Source organism: Methylocystis sp. IM3 (assembly GCF_038070105.1).
Classification (GTDB): Bacteria; Pseudomonadota; Alphaproteobacteria; order Rhizobiales; family Beijerinckiaceae; genus Methylocystis.
On the sequence record NZ_JBBPBZ010000002.1, the window covers coordinates 1,653,162 to 1,667,836 of the forward strand.

The window sequence follows — 14,675 nt, forward strand, 5'->3', positions numbered from 1 at the left end:
CCGCATTTCGCGGAGCAAGGGAGCTTATGCGCCGCATGACGGATCGAATGCAGCCTGCCAATGAGTCCGCGCGCAGAATGAGTCTGGGCGACCGCTGGGCGCTGATGCGCGCCAGTCGCTCTTTCTATCTCCTTCTCCGGACCGTTTGCGTGGGCGCCGTTCTGTCGACGCTTGCGGCCCTGAGCCTCACCATCCAGCGCAGCGACACTCCCTATTATGAAAAGCTGAGCCGCGTGCCCAAGCTGCGCCCTGTCGGCGCGCCCTTGTTGGAGGCGGCTCGCGCTGAGGACGAGTCGGCGCTCGACAGCGATTTCTCGCTCGAACAGGCGGCGCTCACCTGGGCGCATCGGCTGTTCGGCAAGGACGAGGGCGCCGACGCGCTCGGCGTAATGCGTTTCGGGCCGGTAACCGTGCACCAGTCGATCGTCGAGCGCGTCGTCCAGGCGGCGAACAAGACGGAGATGGACCCGGCGCTGCTCATGGCGATCGCCGACAAGGAATCTAACTTCCACACCACCGCCAAGGCGCGTACGTCCTCCGCGAGCGGCCTGTTTCAGTTCGTCGAGAAGACCTGGCTGAAGGCGCTCAGGGACTTTGGCCATCGCTACGGCCGCGCGGAAGAGGCGAAGGCGATCTCGGAAGAGGCGGCGCCCCGCCAGCAACGCGCGAAGATTCTCAACCTGCGCAACGATCCTTATCTTTCCGCGGCGCTGGCCGCCGAGATGCTGAAAAAGGACAGCGCCAAGATCGCGGAGAAGGTTGGCCGCCCGCTGACGGCGGGCGAAACCTACCTGATCCACTTCCTCGGGCCAGACGACACCGAAAAGTTCATGAGGGCGATGGTCGACTCGCCCGAGATGTCGGCCGCGGCGCTCCTGCCGAAGCCCGCCCGCGCCAACAAGCCGATCTTCTACGAGCAGCATGGGCGGCGACTCAAGGACCGCACGGTGAGCGAGGTCCATGAAGCCTTCGAGGCGATGATGGACAAGCGCACCAGCCGCTACAACGACGTTGCCGCCAAGCTGCCGGCCGGCGTCACCGCCTATACGGACTGACGGGGCTCAGGCTCCAGCCCCGATCATCAGGTCCAGATTCTGCACCGCCGCGCCGGACGCGCCCTTGCCGAGATTGTCGAGGCGGGCGACGAGCACGGCGTGGCGGCGGGCTTCATTCGAAAAGACGAAGATTTCCATATCGTCCGAGCCATTGAGGGCGAGCGCGTCGATGCGCCCGCTCGCCGGCGCCTCCATGACGCGAACATGCTTCGCCCCCGCGTAATGGCGGCGACAGGCGGCCTCCAGATCGGCCGCCTTGGGCTTGCCGGGCAGGGAGTCGAGATGGAGCGGGATCGAGACCAGCATTCCCTGCCGAAAATTGCCGACCGAGGGCGCGAAGAGCGGCCGCGCCGCAAGCCTCGCATAGGCCATGATCTCGGGCAGGTGCTTGTGCTCCAGCCCCAGCGCATAGAGCTCAAAGGCGGGCGCCGCGCCTTTTTCGTAAGCCTCGATCATCTGCCGGCCGCCACCCGAATAGCCGGAGACGGCGTTGATGGTGAGCGGCTGATCGGGCGCGATCAGGCCGGCGTCGACGAGGGGGCGCAAAAGGGCGATGGCGCCCGTCGCATAGCAGCCGACATTGGCGACGCGCGCGGCCTTGGCGATCGCCTCGGCCTGACCGGCGCAGAGTTCCGGGAAGCCATAGACCCAAGCTGGCGCGACGCGATGCGCGGTCGAGGCGTCGAGCAGGCGCGGGGCTTTGTCCCCGAGCGCGTCGCAAAGCGCGACCGTCTCTTTCGCCGCGTCGTCCGGCAGGCAGAGGATGGCGACGTCCACTGAGGCCAGCACTTCGCGCTTGGCCTCGATATCCTTGCGCTTCTCGGCCGGGATGGTGACGATCTCGATGTCGCGCCGGCCGGCGAGGCGCTCGCGGATCTCGAGGCCCGTGGTCCCGGCGTCGCCGTCGATGAAGATTTTGTTGGCCATTTGAGAGTGTCCCGAAGCGGCTCCTTTGCCCGTGGCTTGGATGATGGCTGCATCCTCCCTTGTCAACACGAGGGGCCTCGGGAGCCTGAACCGGACTGGCCTCTCTGACGGGGCGCGGTAGCTTAATGGAAGAAAGGGGCGCGCGTCCCTTCTTGCAAATAGCCGAGGCGACGTCATGACTGGACAGCCTGAGAGGGACAACTTCAAGAATTATGGAGCTTTCCTTGCCGATTCTCTCTGGAAGGCGTCAGTTTATTCCGTGCTGGCCTATAGTTTCATCCTGCTGCTGCTCGTCGTCGTCGGCGCGGCGGTCTGGGTGGGCGCGGTCAGCGTTCCGGAGTTTCATCCAAGATGACGCGGGATCAGCGTGAGCGGGAAGCGCCTTCTCGTCATCGCGCACGCGCCGTCGCCCAATACGCAAGCCATGCGCGACGCGCTGCTCGCCGGCGCCCGCGCGCCTGAGATAGAAGGGGTGGAGGTGCGCGCGCTGAGCCCCTTCGAGACGGGGGCGGACGACGTTCTGGCGGCGGACGGCGTCATCCTGCTGACGCCCGAAAATCTTGGCTATATGAGCGGCGCGATGAAAGATTTCTTTGATCGCTGCTATTACCCCTGCCTCGAACGCACGCAGGGCCTTCCCTATGCGCTCTGCATCCGCGCCGGCAGCGACGGAACCGGCACGCGGCGCGGCGTCGAAACCATCGTCACGGGCCTGCGCTGGCGCACCGTCCAGGAGCCGCTGATCTGCCGGGGCGCGTGGCGGCCCGAGTTCATCGACCAGTGCCGCGACGTCGGCATGGCGATGGCGGCGGGGCTGGAGGCCGGGGTGTTTTAGGTCGTGGCGGCGGCGCAAGTCGCGGAGACAAGCGCGCGCCGGGTCGTCCTGTGCGCATCACGACCGGGGCTTGTCCCGCCGGCCGATCCGAACGCCATGCCACAAGGCCGTCGCGGTTAGTCCAGCTCGAAGGCGTTCTTGTAATCGAGCGCGAGCGACGCGTCCTGATCGGCCTTGCGCAGGATGCAGTTGCCGACCGCGAGGAACTCGATGTCCGAGCCCATGAAGCAGCGGAACGCGTCTTCCGGCGTCGAGACGATCGGCTCGCCGCGCACGTTGAAGCTCGTATTGATCAGCACCGGGCAGCCGGTCAGCTCTTCGAAACGCGTCAGCAGTTGGTGGTAGCGCGGATTCGTGTCGGCGTGCACCGTCTGGATGCGCGCCGAATAATCCACATGCGTCACGGCCGGAATGTCGGAGCGCGGCACGTTGAGCTTGTCGATGCCGAAGAGCGCCTGCTCCTCCGCCGACATGGGTCGGCAGTGCTCGGGCTTCACATTGGCGACGAGCAGCATGTAGGGCGAATCGCAGTCGATCTCGAACCAGTCCGAGACGCGCTCGCGCAGCACGGACGGCGCGAAGGGGCGGAAGCTCTCGCGGAACTTGACCTTGAGATTGAGCGCCTTCTGCATCGTCGGCGAGCGCGGGTCGCCCAGGATCGAGCGTCCGCCCAGCGCGCGCGGTCCGAATTCCATGCGCCCCTGATGCCAGCCCACGGCCTGCCCGGCGACGAGCGCCTGCGCGGTTTCCTCGATCACCCCCGCGTCATCGACCACCGTAAAGCGCGCGCCCACCGAGCGCAGGCGGCTCTCTATGTCGGACTGCGCATAGGTCGGGCCGAGATAGGAGCCCTTCATTGCGTCCTTGCCGGGCGTGACGCGGCGCGGCTGTTCCTTCTGGTGATAATAGGCGGCGAGCGCGGCGCCGAGCGCGCCCCCTGCATCGCCAGCCGCCGGCTGAATGAAGATATTCTCGAAGCTCTTGTCGCGAAGCACCTTGCCATTGGCCACGCAATTGAGCGCGACGCCGCCGGCGAGGCAGAGGTTCTTTTCGCCCGTTTCGGCGGCAAGCGCGCGCGTCAGGCGCAGCACCACGTCTTCCGTCACGGCCTGCACGGAGGCGGCGAGATCCATGTGGCGTTGTTCGAGCCGGTCCTCGGGCTTGCGCGCGGGCGCGCCGAAGAGTTGATCGAACTTGTCGTTCGTCATCTTCAGCGCCGTGCAATAGTCGAAGTAATCGAGATTGAGGCGGAAGGATCCGTCCGCCTTCACGTCGATCAGTTCGTCGAGCATCATTTTTGCATATTTGGGTTCGCCATAAGGGGCGAGGCCCATGACTTTATATTCGCCCGAATTGACCTTGAAGCCGGTGTAATAGGTCAGCGCCGAATAGAGCAGGCCAAGCGAATGGGGGAAATGGATTTCCTTGACGATCTGCAGATTCGAGCCATTGCCGAGCGCGACCGAGGTCGTCGTCCATTCGCCGACGCCGTCCATGGTGAGCACGAGCGCGCGCTCGAAGGGCGACGGGTAGAAGGCTGAAGCGGCGTGTGAGAAGTGATGCTCCGAGAAGAGCAGCTTCTCGCCCTCTGCAAGCGCCGGATCGACGCGGCCGAACGCCTCCAGAAGAATGTCCTTCTGGAAGATCTTCTCGCCGATCCACAGCGGCATGGCCTTGCGGAAGGATTCGAAGCCCTTCGGCGCGAAGGCGAGATAGGTTTCAAGAAGCCGTTCGAATTTCACGAATGGCTTCTCGTAGAACACGACATGGTCCACATCCGCGCCGCTCGCGCCCGCCGCCTCGAGGCAGTAGCGAACGGCGTTCTCCGGGAAGGCGGAGTCGTGCTTGATGCGCGTGAAACGCTCCTCCTGCGCCGCAGCGACGATCTCGCCGTCGCGCAGAAGCGCGGCGGCGCTATCATGATAGAAGGCCGAGACGCCGAGGATCAGCATGAGGGGCTCTTTAGAACAGCGTGTAGATGAAGGGCGCGACGACGGAGCCCTGGCCGAGGAAGAACAGCGCGCCAAAGAGCAGGAACAGCACGAAGAGCGGCACCAGCCAGAACTTCTTGCGCGTGCGGAGATAGGCCAGGAATTCCTTCAAGAACGACGACATGTCTGCCTCCAGGAGCATCAGAATTGCTGGCCCATCGAATTTTTCGCGGGGCCGGGCGGGGCGCGCTCGATCCAGTAGCTTTTCTCGTCGCCGCGGGAGAGGCGCAGAATATCCTTGCCCATCGCGCGGAGGACGAAAGCGACCGGCGTCACTGCGCCGTAGAACAGGAACCCCATGACCAGCGGCGCGACGACCGAATGGAGCAGGAGGCCGAAACGGAACCAGAGCTTGTTGAGCGGCGCGAGAAGATGATCCGCGACGAGCGCAACGCCGAGAAATGCGGCGGAAAGACCGAGCGCCCACCAGCGGACGGCTTCGCCGTGACGGATCATCGGCCAGAAGGCCAGAAACGCGAAGACGCCGGAAAAGACGAGGCCGAAATTCCTGTTCGACCCCAATTCGACTTTGCGATTGGATTTGAGAGTCTCGTGACCGGCCATTGCTTTGTCTCTGCGACAAGGGAACAACCCTCTTATCGACCTCGCCCGGCGAGCGCAACCGACGCGGAGGGCGGATTGGGCTCCCTGCTGAGAATATGAACGTAAGACAATGAAGTTGAATGTATTTGCCGGACATCCGCCGGGGCTCGCGATACTCTTCGGATCGGAGATGTGGGAGCGATTCTCCTATTATGGGATGCGCGCGCTTCTCGTCCTGTACATGGTCGATTATCTCCTCGAGCCGGGGCGCATGGAGCGGGCGCTGGGGCTCGCGGCGCTGAAAAACGCGCTCGAATCCCTGTCCGGTCCGCTCGGGCCGCAGCCCTTCGCCTCGCAGATCTACGGTCTCTATACGGGCCTGGTCTATCTGACGCCGATTCTCGGGGGGTTCGTCGCCGACCGCCTGCTGGGCCGGGCGCGGACCGTCGCGCTCGGCGCGGCCATGATGGTCGCCGGCCATTTCATGATGGCCTATGAACCGTTTTTTCTTATCGCTCTGTCGCTCATCGCGTTCGGCTGCGGGGCGTTCAAACCCAATATCTCCACTCAGGTCGGCGAGCTCTACGCCAGCGACGACCCGCGCCGTGACCGCGGCTATTCGATCTTCTACGTCGGAATCAATGTCGGCGCTTTCTTCGCGCCGCTCGTCTGCGGCACGCTCGGCGAGGCGGTCGGCTGGCATTATGGCTTCGCCAGCGCCGGCGTCGGCATGGCGATCGGACTCGCGACCTATCTCTACGGTCTTCCAAGATTGCCAGAGGCTTCTGCGCCACGCACAGAGGCGACGCCCGCGTCGCGGCGTCAGTTCCGCCGCGCCGTCCTGGGCATTCTGCTCCTTTTTCTGCCTTCCGCCCTGTTCTGGGCGGCTTTTGAACAGCAGGGGAACACGATCGCGGTCTGGGCCGCAGAGCGCACCGACCGCGGCGTCGAGCTCTTTGGCTGGCGGGCGGAAATTCCGGTGACCTGGTTTCAGGCGTTCAACCCGCTGATGATCTTTCTCTTCACCCCGCCGCTCGTCGCCCTGTGGGGACGTCTCGCCCGGCGCGGTCGCGAGCCCTCGGCGATGTGGAAGCTCTCCATGGGCTGTCTCGGCGTCTCACTCAGCTATGCGATCATGGCTGTCGCGGCGTCCTTGAGCGCTGGCGGCAAGGCGAGCTGGCTGTGGCTCCTGGCTTATTTTGTCGTCATTACGTTAGCCGAACTGCATTTCTCTCCGATCACCCTGTCGCTCGTCTCTCACCTTGCGCCCGCCGGCTCGCGCTCGGCGCTGATGGGCGTCTGGTTTACTTCAATGTTTCTCGGAAATCTTCTCGCGGGCTGGATCGGAAGTTTATGGGCGAGCCTGGGCGGCGCGCCGTTCTTCATATTCGTCTCCGGACTCGGCGTCGCCGCGGCGTTGCTCATCGAAGTTCTCCGCGCGCCGTTACGAGACGCGCTGCGTTGACGCCGGGTCGGCGCATTGCCCGGAGCCATTTTTAGAGGATCCCCCTCGTGCTTACCGGCCCTGTTACAGACTGTTAATATTTGTAGAGAACATTCTTAATCGCGCCAAAAAAGCATAAAGGGAAACGCCTTTCGGGCGCGGTTTTCATTTTGCAGTCGCGTTCGGATGGAGTTGGAAATTATGGCGTCCACGTCGTGCCTCAAATCGCCTGCGGATGGGCATGCGCGTGGAAGAGAGCCAACGCCCATGAGAGATGTTTTGCAGGATACGATTTTTTCATGGGGGTGGCAGGATCGTATTCAGCACGATCCGGAGAGCGGCTCCGATTTCGTGACGACGATCTATATCCGGCATGGGGAGCCGTTTGTTTATACTCTGACCGTGAATGAGAGTCGCCGCAAACTGGGTATTCACGTCAATTCGCCAATTCAAATCCCGAATGCGCGGAAGAGGGACGCCGTACTCATCGCCAATTATTTCAACATCCGGAGCGCCACCGGCTCGTATCACATCACCGAGACCGGGGACCTCTGCTATCAGTGGATGCTTTTTGCGATCGGCGCGAAGCCGGACATAGGCGGTTTCAAAGCCCTGCGGGACGACGCCAACAGGGCCTTCGATCAGACCTATACGCCGTTCTTGACCGCAGCCTTCACGGAAAGCCCGGCGGCGCAGATCATCGAAAAACTCGAGTTTTTTTGGTCGAGGAGATGATCCGTCGCAACTCGCGCGGGCAATAAGCGCGGGCAATAAAAAAAGCCCGGCCAAATGGCCGGGCTTTCGCTGTTCGCCGCCGTCAGAGTCCCGGCAGCCAGCTCGTGTGATAATTGACGCCGACGCGCGCCATCACGCCCTGGTAATTCACCTGCGTGGCGCCGAACACCGCGCCGGCGACGCCGCCTGCCGAACCGAAGCTGGCCGTCGGCGTGTTCAGATTGCCGAGGTTCCAGTAGATCGATTCAGCTTTCAGCGACCAGCCCGGCGCGACCATCCATTCCACGCCGCCGCCGACGTTCCAGCCGGCGAGAGTCTGGCTCTGCTGGCCGCCGCCGAAATAGGTCTGGCTGAAGCCCAGAGAGCCGATCCTCCATCCGACATTGGCGTTCGTCGTCACGTTCGCGTAGGCGCCGCCATAGGTCAGGCCGCCGGTCAAATAGACCAGCATGGCCGGGCTCAGCAGATAGCCCACACGGGCGCGGGCCGTGCCGATGTAATCCAGCCCGGCGCTGACGGACATGCCGCCAATCGCGACTTGCTGCGCGGCGCCTCCTCCGACTGCGCCGCCGCCGCCGCCCGATGACGCTCCACGAGAGCCCGAACCCTGGATGTCGGTTTCGAAGCCGATCACCCAATTCGGCCCGACCTGGAAGTTGTAGCCGAACTGGCCGCCGCCCACGACGCCCGACTGTGTATTCGCCAGAGTAGCCAGCTGCGACATGGCCGCGGCATTGGGGAGTATGCCCGGACATGGCGGAGGAGGTGGCGGCGGAGGCGGCGGTGGCGGAGGAGGCGGAGGCGGCGGCGGCGGAGGCGGCGGCGGGGGAGGCGGTGGCGGAGGCGGCGGCGGGGGCTTGTGGCCTCCCGAGCCCACCGGGGCCTGAATTTGAATGATCGACCCCTGGTTGCCGGCCGTTCCGCCGCTCGACGTATTGCCGATCGTCTGGGTTATCGTGGCGATTTGTGAAAGGAGGCCGCTGCCGCCGCCATGGCTGCCGCCGCCGCCGCCAGAACCGCCCCCGCCGCCGCCAGAGCCGCCACCTCCGCCTCCGCCGCCGCCGCCTCCGCCGCCGCCCCCTCCGCCGCATCCGCCGCCGGGCACGGCGAACGCTCCCGGCGAGCCATAGGCTGCATTACGAATCGAATCATTTGTTCCGATGGAATAGCCAGCGTTCAGGCCAGCGTAGAAGCCCGTCCATGTCGCCGTCGGCAGAAAAGGAAGAAGCGGTTGCGCCGCTGCGGGAAACGCAGCATTGGCGAGAATTGCCGCGGAGGCGGTAAGTGAGACAATCTTCCTCATCGGTTTCTGCCTTTGTAACCAAATATTGAGCATCGTCGAAACAGGTTCGGAAAATGAATAAAATCTCGCCGGAGCGTGAGGGCAATGTGGTTTTGCGTACTATTGTCACTTTCCGCCTGTCTGTGCCGAAATTGCCACTAATTGTCACGCTCTAGCTTTGGGGGCTCTCGAACTGCCATGGCGCCCTTGATGCGTCAGGCTGCATCCTGCGGATCTGCAGCGGCCGGACGGCGCTTTCCCTGGCGCCGGGGCGGGGCTATAAGGCGCGCGCGTAGTCCGGGGATCGATCAGTCATGCAGAAGATCAAAGTGGCCAATCCCGTCGTCGAACTCGATGGCGATGAAATGACCCGCATCATCTGGGCCTTCATCAAGGACAAGCTGATCCGGCCCTACCTCGACATCGATCTTCTCTATTATGATCTTTCGATTCAAAACCGCGACGCGACCAATGATCAGGTGACGATCGACGCGGCCAATGCCATCAAGAAGCACGGGGTGGGCGTCAAATGCGCCACCATCACGCCCGACGAAGCGCGGGTGAAGGAATTCAACCTGAAGGAAATGTGGAAGTCGCCCAACGGCACGATCCGCAACATCCTCGGCGGCGTCATCTTCCGAGAGCCCATCATCTGCAACAACGTCCCGCGCCTCGTGCCGCATTGGACGCAGCCCATCGTCGTTGGCCGCCACGCCTATGGCGATCAGTATCGCGCCACCGATTTCAAGGTTCCGGGCAAGGGCCGTCTCACCATCAAATTCGAGGGCGAGGACGGGCAGGTCATCGAGAAGGAAGTCTTCAAATTCCCCGGCGCCGGCGTCGCCATGGCGATGTACAATCTTGACGAGTCCATCCTCGAATTCGCGCGCGCCACTTTCAATTACGGCCTCCAGCGCAAATTTCCCGTCTATCTCTCGACGAAGAACACGATTCTCAAGGCCTATGACGGCCGCTTCAAGGACATCTTCCAGGAGGCGTACGACAGGGAGTTCAAATCGCAGTTCGAGGCGCTCGGCCTTTGGTACGAGCATCGCCTCATCGACGACATGGTGGCGTCGGCGCTCAAATGGTCTGGCGGATATATCTGGGCCTGCAAGAACTACGACGGCGACGTGCAGTCCGACATTGTCGCTCAGGGCTTTGGTTCGCTGGGCCTCATGACGAGCGTGCTGATGACGCCCGACGGCAAGACCGTGGAGGCGGAAGCGGCCCATGGCACGGTGACGCGCCATTATCGCGAGCACCAGAAAGGCCACGAGACCTCCACCAATTCCATCGCGTCGATTTTCGCCTGGACGCGAGGACTCGCCCATCGCGCCAAGCTCGACGACAACGCCGAACTGGCGCGCTTCTCGAAGACGCTGGAGGAGGTTTGCGTAAAGACCGTCGAATCGGGCTGCATGACCAAGGATTTGGCGCTGCTCGTCGGCCATCATCAAAAATGGCTGTCGACAACCGGCTTCCTGGACAAGGTCGATGAAAACCTTCGCAAGGCGATGGTCCGAGCGTGATCGGGAGCCGATGGGCGCCGCACGACGGCGGAACCGGAAATCGGTCGGTTTCAAGCCAGCTTCGCCACATACTTCGATTGTATCTGACACGCGGCCCGTCTATATAGGCGCCGCCTATAGCCCCATGGGAGAATAGCGGCAATGACGGTGGATCTGGACGAGACCTACAAACCGTCGGAAGACGAACCTTTCATGTGCGACCGGCAGCGGGAATATTTCCGGCGCAAGCTGCTTGCTTGGAAAGAAGATATTTTGCACGAAAGCCGCGAGACGCTCGCGGCGCTCCAGAACGAAAACGAAAATCATCCTGACCTCGCGGACCGGGCCTCCTCGGAAACAGACCGGGCGATCGAATTGCGCGCCCGCGACCGCCAGAGAAAGCTTATCGCCAAGATCGAAGCCGCGCTCGGCCGGCTCGAGGACGGCACCTATGGCTATTGCGAAGAGACGGGGGAGCCCATTTCGTTGAAGCGGCTCGACGCGCGGCCAATCGCGACGCTCTCGATCGAGGCGCAAGAGCGCCATGAGCGGCGGGAGAAAGTTTATCGCGACGACTGATCGGGTCGGCGATTACAGCAATCAGAAAGAAAAGGGCGTCGCCAGCACCGCGACGCCCTTTCTTTTTTATTCCTTCTCGGGCCGGCCGAGCAGGCGGGCCATTTCCGCTTCCAGCGACTCCAGCGGATCGACATCTGCCGGCGCGGGCAGGGGAGCGGCCGCCGGAGCCGGAGGGCCCGGCGGAGACGGTGGCGGCGCGGCGGGCGGCGCCGGGGGTCTCGCGGCCGCGGGCGGGGCTGCTGTGGGCGAGCTGGGCGCAGGCGCGGACGACGGCGGCGCCGTGTCCCCCTTGGGCTGGATCATCCGCTGCGTCCGGGCGAGGAATGGCGGCGTCGCGGGGCGGGGCGCGGCCGGACGAGGCGGCGGCGCAGCGGGACGCTGAAACGGCGGCGCTGGCGGGGCGGGGCTGGCGGCGGCGGGCGCTCGCCGCGGGTGCGGGACGGGCGCGGGCTCCGGCGGGGCCGGCTGCTTGCTCGGCGCGGGCGCAAAGAGATCCGGCGGCAGGTTGAGCGGGCCGGCGGCGGCGGGTTTGGGCGCCGGACCAGGACCAGGACCGGGGACGGCGGCGGGCTTCGGCGCGGGGCCGGGCGCCGCTGGTTCGACCGAGGGGCCTGGCGGCCAGGCCGGAGCAGGAGCCTGCGCGGGCCGCGCCTCCCGGACCGTGCGCGCGGCCATCGCCTCCGAGGGCGAAATCGAGCCTTCGACGAGAAGGTCGTTCGGCCCGCCGATCAGCAGCAGATGCTCTGTGTCGTCGCGTCGCACGATGACGAGCTGACGTTCGCGATCGAGATCGAAAACGTCGATCACGTCCAGCCGCCGCGGGCCCTTTTTGGCGCTCGCCGAACGGATTCTGCGCCCGAAGAGCAGACGGATGATGTAGAGGACGAGGAGCGCGGCGATGAGGAACGCCACGATTGCCCCAAGTATTGGGAGCAGCTGTGAGAATCTGTCTTGCATGAAGTGCGGGTCTCTCTTCGAACGCGCGTTTACGTTGCCAATCTAACAGTATTTCTGGCAACCCTGCGCCAAAAGGTTAATCATTGGTTAATTTGACGCGAAATACCCCATGAGTCGTTGCCATCTTGCCGGCCGGCGGCCATTCTTTCGACCGATTCCACGCGCCGCGCGGTTTCGCAAATCGAGCGCGGCGCGGGCTTTTTCGACGATCGCCTTCATTAACCATATTCTGGCATGCAGAATCGAATCGTCCGGATCGCCAAGCTCCGGGCGCGGGGATCCGGGGCGTTCAGTATGACCGACAGGACGGCGTCGTCTGCATTTGACCGAAACGAGCGGCCGGGCAGCGCCTGGCTGGTGCTCGCTCTCGCTCTCGCGATTCTCGCCGTTCTCGGCGCCTATTTCCTTGCGCCCGCGACAATGGCTCCGCGCCTCGTCATGCTCTCGCTCGCCCTCTTCGCGGTGGCGGGGGTCTTCTTCCTCTTCGCCTATGCGGTCGGGCTGATCCATTTCTCGCCCCGCGTCGCGCGCAACGACATCACCCGGCTCATCGCCGAGTCCACGACGGAGGGCCTGCTCGTCACCATGGGCGACAGGCAGATCGCTTACGCCAACGACGCCTATATGGACCTTTGCGGCGCCCGCGACGCCTCGAGCCTCCAGGTTGTCGAGCGATTGTTCTCCGGGCCGCCTGAGGTCTCCGAGGCGATCTACCGCCTCGCCCAGGCGGCCCGGGCCGGCACCCCGCATGTCGAGGAGTTGCGCCTTTCGCCGCCGCTCACGGACGGGGCGCCGGTCGGCTGGTACCGCATTCAGGTGCGCCCGCTGCCGCAGTCGGGGCCGCGGGCGTCGCTGTGGCGCGTGGCGGATGTGACGGGCGAGCGCCAGCGGCAGGAGGGCGTCTTTCAGGAGTTGCAGCACGCGATCGACTTTCTCGATCACGCGCCGGCAGGCTTCTTCTCGGCCGCGCCCGACGGCGCTGTGCCTTACATGAACAAGACGCTTGCCAACTGGCTCGGCTACGATCTCACTCAGGTCGGCTCGGGAGGCGCCACGCTCGCCTCCATCGTGGCCAATAATGGGGCGGCGCTGCTGGCGGCGGTGTCGGGCGCGCCGGGCGAGGTGCGCACCGATCAGATCGACCTGGATCTGCGCTGCCGCGATGGCCGTCCGCTGCCGGTGCGGCTGCTGCATCAGGTCGCCTTCGGCCAGGACGGCGCCGCCGGCGCGTCGCGGACTTTGGTGCTCAATCGCGCTGCGGGCGAGAAATCCGAAGAGGGGTTGCGCGCCGCTGAAGTGCGTTTCGCGCGTTTCTTCAATTCAACGCCCATGGCCATCGCGACGCTCGACGTCGAGGGCCGCGTGCTCGATTCCAACGCCGCCTTCGCCAAGCTTTTGCCGCGGGCGCTGAAGGTGGGCGCGGCGCGGGAGGGTTGGTCGCTGCTCGCGGGGCTCGGCGAGCGCGACGCCGAGGCGCTGCGGAAGGCGATAGAGGACGCAATCGACGGCAAGGGCGACGCGAAGCCCGTGAATGTCTCCTTCGAGGAGGGCGCCGGCCCGCGTTCGGCGCGCTTCTTCGTCTCTCCCGCCGAGGACAGCGGCCAGAAGGGCGCGACGATCTATGCGCTCGACACCAGCGAGCAGCGCAAGCTTCAGGAAGAATTCGCCCAGTCGCAGAAGATGAACGCGGTCGGCCAGCTCGCGGGCGGCATCGCGCATGATTTCAACAATATGTTGACGGCGATCATCGGCTATTCCGATTTCCTGCTCTCGAGCCATCGGCCGACCGACCCGAGCTTCAAGGACATCCGCCAGATCAAGGCGACGGCCGAGCGCGCGGCCGGACTGACGCGCCAGTTGCTCGCTTTCTCCCGGCGTCAGACGCTGCGGCCGCAGGTGCTCCAGCTCGGCGACGCGCTGTCGGAACTGCAATTGCTGCTGTTGCGCGTCGTCGGCGAGAAGAACGAGCTCGAATTGCGGCACGGCCGCGACCTCTGGTACGTGAAGGCCGATCTCACGCAGTTCGAGCAGGTCATCATCAACCTGCTGGCCAACGCCCGCGACGCCATGCCGGAGTCGGGCGGCCTCATGCAGATCCGCACCCGCAATGTGACAAAGGCGGAATGCGCGAGCTTCGATGAACCCTATCTGCTCCCCGCCGACTATGTGCTGGTCGAAGTCGAGGACAATGGCGCGGGCATCCCCCCCGAGGTGATCGAAAAGATCTTCGAGCCCTTTTTTACGACCAAGGAAGTGGGCAAGGGCACCGGTCTCGGTCTTTCGACCGTCTTCGGCATCGTCAAGCAGTCGGGCGGCTTCATCTTCGCAACGAGCGAACTCGGCAAGGGAACGACCTTCCGCATTTTCCTGCCGCGCTACATCCCCGAGGAAAAGGAGACGCCGAAGAAGGAGACGGAGGCCAAGCCCCAGGGCGATTACACCGGGCAGGGCGTCATTCTTCTGGTCGAGGACGAGGACGCCGTGCGCTCGATCGGCGCGCGTTCTCTCAAGACCCGCGGCTTCACCGTCCTCGAAGCGACTACCGGCCTCGAGGCGCTGGAGGTCGTGGAGGAGGTCGGCGGCAAGATCGACCTCATTGTTTCAGACGTGGTCATGCCGGAGATGGACGGACCGGCGATGTACGCCGAGCTGCGCAAGCGCGGTGTGACGGCCAAAGTCATTTTCGTGTCCGGCTACGCGGAGGAAGCCTTCGCCAAGAATCTGCCCGAGGGAGAGTTCGGTTTCCTGCCCAAGCCCTTCTCGATCAAGCAACTCGTCGAGACGGTGAAGGCGCATCTGCCGGCGCAAAGCTGAGA

16 protein-coding genes are annotated in these 14,675 nt (G+C 64.3%); 9 read left to right on the plus strand and 7 right to left on the minus strand.

From position 1 onward, the window contains the following. Nucleotides 1-35 precede the first annotated feature (35 nt). Complete coding sequence (locus tag WOC76_RS09915; protein WP_341107200.1) at nucleotides 36-1,055, plus strand: transglycosylase SLT domain-containing protein; 1,020 nt, start codon at nucleotides 36-38, stop codon at nucleotides 1,053-1,055. Nucleotides 1,056-1,061: 6 nt separating this feature from the next. Here the strand turns inward: WOC76_RS09915 and argC are convergent, their stop codons facing one another. Further along, nucleotides 1,062-1,982 carry an N-acetyl-gamma-glutamyl-phosphate reductase gene (gene argC / locus WOC76_RS09920; protein ID WP_341107199.1) on the minus strand — a complete coding sequence of 307 codons (921 nt, stop codon included), beginning with the start codon at nucleotides 1,980-1,982 and terminating at the stop codon, nucleotides 1,062-1,064. A gap of 175 nt (nucleotides 1,983-2,157) precedes the next feature. Between argC and WOC76_RS09925 the strand changes: the two genes are divergently transcribed. Then, nucleotides 2,158-2,337 carry a hypothetical protein gene (locus WOC76_RS09925; RefSeq protein WP_341107197.1) on the plus strand — a complete coding sequence of 60 codons (180 nt, stop codon included), beginning with the start codon at nucleotides 2,158-2,160 and terminating at the stop codon, nucleotides 2,335-2,337. Between the two features lie 12 nt (nucleotides 2,338-2,349). Next, nucleotides 2,350-2,817, plus strand: coding sequence for a flavodoxin family protein (locus WOC76_RS09930; protein ID WP_341107196.1), 468 nt, complete (start codon nucleotides 2,350-2,352; stop codon nucleotides 2,815-2,817). A gap of 116 nt (nucleotides 2,818-2,933) precedes the next feature. On the opposite strand, the gene WOC76_RS09935 is transcribed toward WOC76_RS09930, so the two are convergent. From WOC76_RS09935 to WOC76_RS09945, 3 genes are read right to left on the minus strand one after another with little or no spacing between them, the layout of a single operon-like run. Further along, the gene (locus WOC76_RS09935) at nucleotides 2,934-4,769 is read right to left on the minus strand and encodes a carbamoyltransferase family protein (protein ID WP_341107194.1); all 1,836 of its coding nucleotides are present in this window, start codon (nucleotides 4,767-4,769) and stop codon (nucleotides 2,934-2,936) included. 10 nt (nucleotides 4,770-4,779) lie between these two features. After that, entirely contained in the window at nucleotides 4,780-4,932 is a 153-nt protein-coding gene (locus tag WOC76_RS09940) for a DUF5989 family protein (RefSeq protein ID WP_341107192.1), read from the minus strand. Nucleotides 4,933-4,949: 17 nt separating this feature from the next. Beyond that, a complete protein-coding gene (locus tag WOC76_RS09945; RefSeq protein WP_341107190.1) occupies nucleotides 4,950-5,372 on the minus strand; it encodes an SxtJ family membrane protein in 423 nt (140 codons plus the stop codon). A 109-nt stretch (nucleotides 5,373-5,481) separates the two neighbouring features. On the opposite strand from WOC76_RS09945, the gene WOC76_RS09950 reads away from it, so the two are divergent. Beyond that, nucleotides 5,482-6,816 (plus strand): peptide MFS transporter, encoded by a 1,335-nt coding sequence (locus tag WOC76_RS09950; RefSeq protein WP_341107189.1) that lies wholly within the window; start codon nucleotides 5,482-5,484, stop codon nucleotides 6,814-6,816. Between the two features lie 165 nt (nucleotides 6,817-6,981). Beyond that, complete coding sequence (locus tag WOC76_RS09955; RefSeq protein WP_341431398.1) at nucleotides 6,982-7,530, plus strand: hypothetical protein; 549 nt, start codon at nucleotides 6,982-6,984, stop codon at nucleotides 7,528-7,530. An 82-nt stretch (nucleotides 7,531-7,612) separates the two neighbouring features. On the opposite strand, the gene WOC76_RS09960 is transcribed toward WOC76_RS09955, so the two are convergent. Then, nucleotides 7,613-8,254, minus strand: a complete 642-nt coding sequence (locus tag WOC76_RS09960) for an outer membrane protein (RefSeq protein WP_341107186.1) — start codon at nucleotides 8,252-8,254, stop codon at nucleotides 7,613-7,615. 29 nt (nucleotides 8,255-8,283) lie between these two features. On the opposite strand from WOC76_RS09960, the gene WOC76_RS09965 reads away from it, so the two are divergent. Next, a complete protein-coding gene (locus tag WOC76_RS09965; RefSeq protein ID WP_341107184.1) occupies nucleotides 8,284-8,427 on the plus strand; it encodes a hypothetical protein in 144 nt (47 codons plus the stop codon). A 54-nt stretch (nucleotides 8,428-8,481) separates the two neighbouring features. Here WOC76_RS09965 and WOC76_RS09970 read toward each other — a convergent pair whose 3' ends face one another. After that, nucleotides 8,482-8,667 carry a hypothetical protein gene (locus tag WOC76_RS09970; RefSeq protein WP_341107183.1) on the minus strand — a complete coding sequence of 62 codons (186 nt, stop codon included), beginning with the start codon at nucleotides 8,665-8,667 and terminating at the stop codon, nucleotides 8,482-8,484. Between the two features lie 459 nt (nucleotides 8,668-9,126). On the opposite strand from WOC76_RS09970, the gene WOC76_RS09975 reads away from it, so the two are divergent. Continuing rightward, the gene (locus tag WOC76_RS09975) at nucleotides 9,127-10,344 is read left to right on the plus strand and encodes an NADP-dependent isocitrate dehydrogenase (RefSeq protein WP_341107182.1); all 1,218 of its coding nucleotides are present in this window, start codon (nucleotides 9,127-9,129) and stop codon (nucleotides 10,342-10,344) included. Nucleotides 10,345-10,485: 141 nt separating this feature from the next. After that, nucleotides 10,486-10,902, plus strand: coding sequence for an RNA polymerase-binding protein DksA (gene dksA, locus WOC76_RS09980; protein ID WP_341107181.1), 417 nt, complete (start codon nucleotides 10,486-10,488; stop codon nucleotides 10,900-10,902). A 66-nt stretch (nucleotides 10,903-10,968) separates the two neighbouring features. On the opposite strand, the gene WOC76_RS09985 is transcribed toward dksA, so the two are convergent. After that, nucleotides 10,969-11,859: a hypothetical protein gene (locus WOC76_RS09985; RefSeq protein ID WP_341431399.1), complete on the minus strand. Its 891-nt coding sequence runs from the start codon at nucleotides 11,857-11,859 to the stop codon at nucleotides 10,969-10,971. Between the two features lie 294 nt (nucleotides 11,860-12,153). On the opposite strand from WOC76_RS09985, the gene cckA reads away from it, so the two are divergent. Next, on the plus strand, nucleotides 12,154-14,673 hold the full coding sequence (cckA, locus tag WOC76_RS09990; protein ID WP_341107176.1) for a cell cycle histidine kinase CckA: 2,520 nt from the start codon (nucleotides 12,154-12,156) through the stop codon (nucleotides 14,671-14,673). The last annotated feature ends 2 nt before the right edge of the window (nucleotides 14,674-14,675 follow it).

Bases quoted from the DNA above. Each gene is read 5' to 3' on its own strand.
- WOC76_RS09970 (WP_341107183.1), bottom strand. From the start codon at position 8,667: ATGCAGCCTATGGCTCGCCGGGAGCGTTCGCCGTGCCCGGCGGCGGAT.
- WOC76_RS09960 (WP_341107186.1), bottom strand. From the start codon at position 8,254: ATGTCGCAGCTGGCTACTCTGGCGAATACACAGTCGGGCGTCGTGGGC.
- WOC76_RS09945 (WP_341107190.1), bottom strand. From the start codon at position 5,372: ATGGCCGGTCACGAGACTCTCAAATCCAATCGCAAAGTCGAATTGGGG.
- WOC76_RS09975 (WP_341107182.1), top strand. From the start codon at position 9,127: ATGCAGAAGATCAAAGTGGCCAATCCCGTCGTCGAACTCGATGGCGAT.
- WOC76_RS09965 (WP_341107184.1), top strand. From the start codon at position 8,284: ATGGCGGAGGAGGTGGCGGCGGAGGCGGCGGTGGCGGAGGAGGCGGAG.
- WOC76_RS09935 (WP_341107194.1), bottom strand. From the start codon at position 4,769: ATGCTGATCCTCGGCGTCTCGGCCTTCTATCATGATAGCGCCGCCGCG.
- WOC76_RS09955 (WP_341431398.1), top strand. From the start codon at position 6,982: ATGGAGTTGGAAATTATGGCGTCCACGTCGTGCCTCAAATCGCCTGCG.
- WOC76_RS09940 (WP_341107192.1), bottom strand. From the start codon at position 4,932: ATGTCGTCGTTCTTGAAGGAATTCCTGGCCTATCTCCGCACGCGCAAG.
- WOC76_RS09925 (WP_341107197.1), top strand. From the start codon at position 2,158: ATGACTGGACAGCCTGAGAGGGACAACTTCAAGAATTATGGAGCTTTC.
- cckA (WP_341107176.1), top strand. From the start codon at position 12,154: ATGACCGACAGGACGGCGTCGTCTGCATTTGACCGAAACGAGCGGCCG.
- dksA (WP_341107181.1), top strand. From the start codon at position 10,486: ATGACGGTGGATCTGGACGAGACCTACAAACCGTCGGAAGACGAACCT.
- WOC76_RS09985 (WP_341431399.1), bottom strand. From the start codon at position 11,859: ATGCAAGACAGATTCTCACAGCTGCTCCCAATACTTGGGGCAATCGTG.
- WOC76_RS09950 (WP_341107189.1), top strand. From the start codon at position 5,482: ATGAAGTTGAATGTATTTGCCGGACATCCGCCGGGGCTCGCGATACTC.
- WOC76_RS09915 (WP_341107200.1), top strand. From the start codon at position 36: ATGACGGATCGAATGCAGCCTGCCAATGAGTCCGCGCGCAGAATGAGT.
- argC (WP_341107199.1), bottom strand. From the start codon at position 1,982: ATGGCCAACAAAATCTTCATCGACGGCGACGCCGGGACCACGGGCCTC.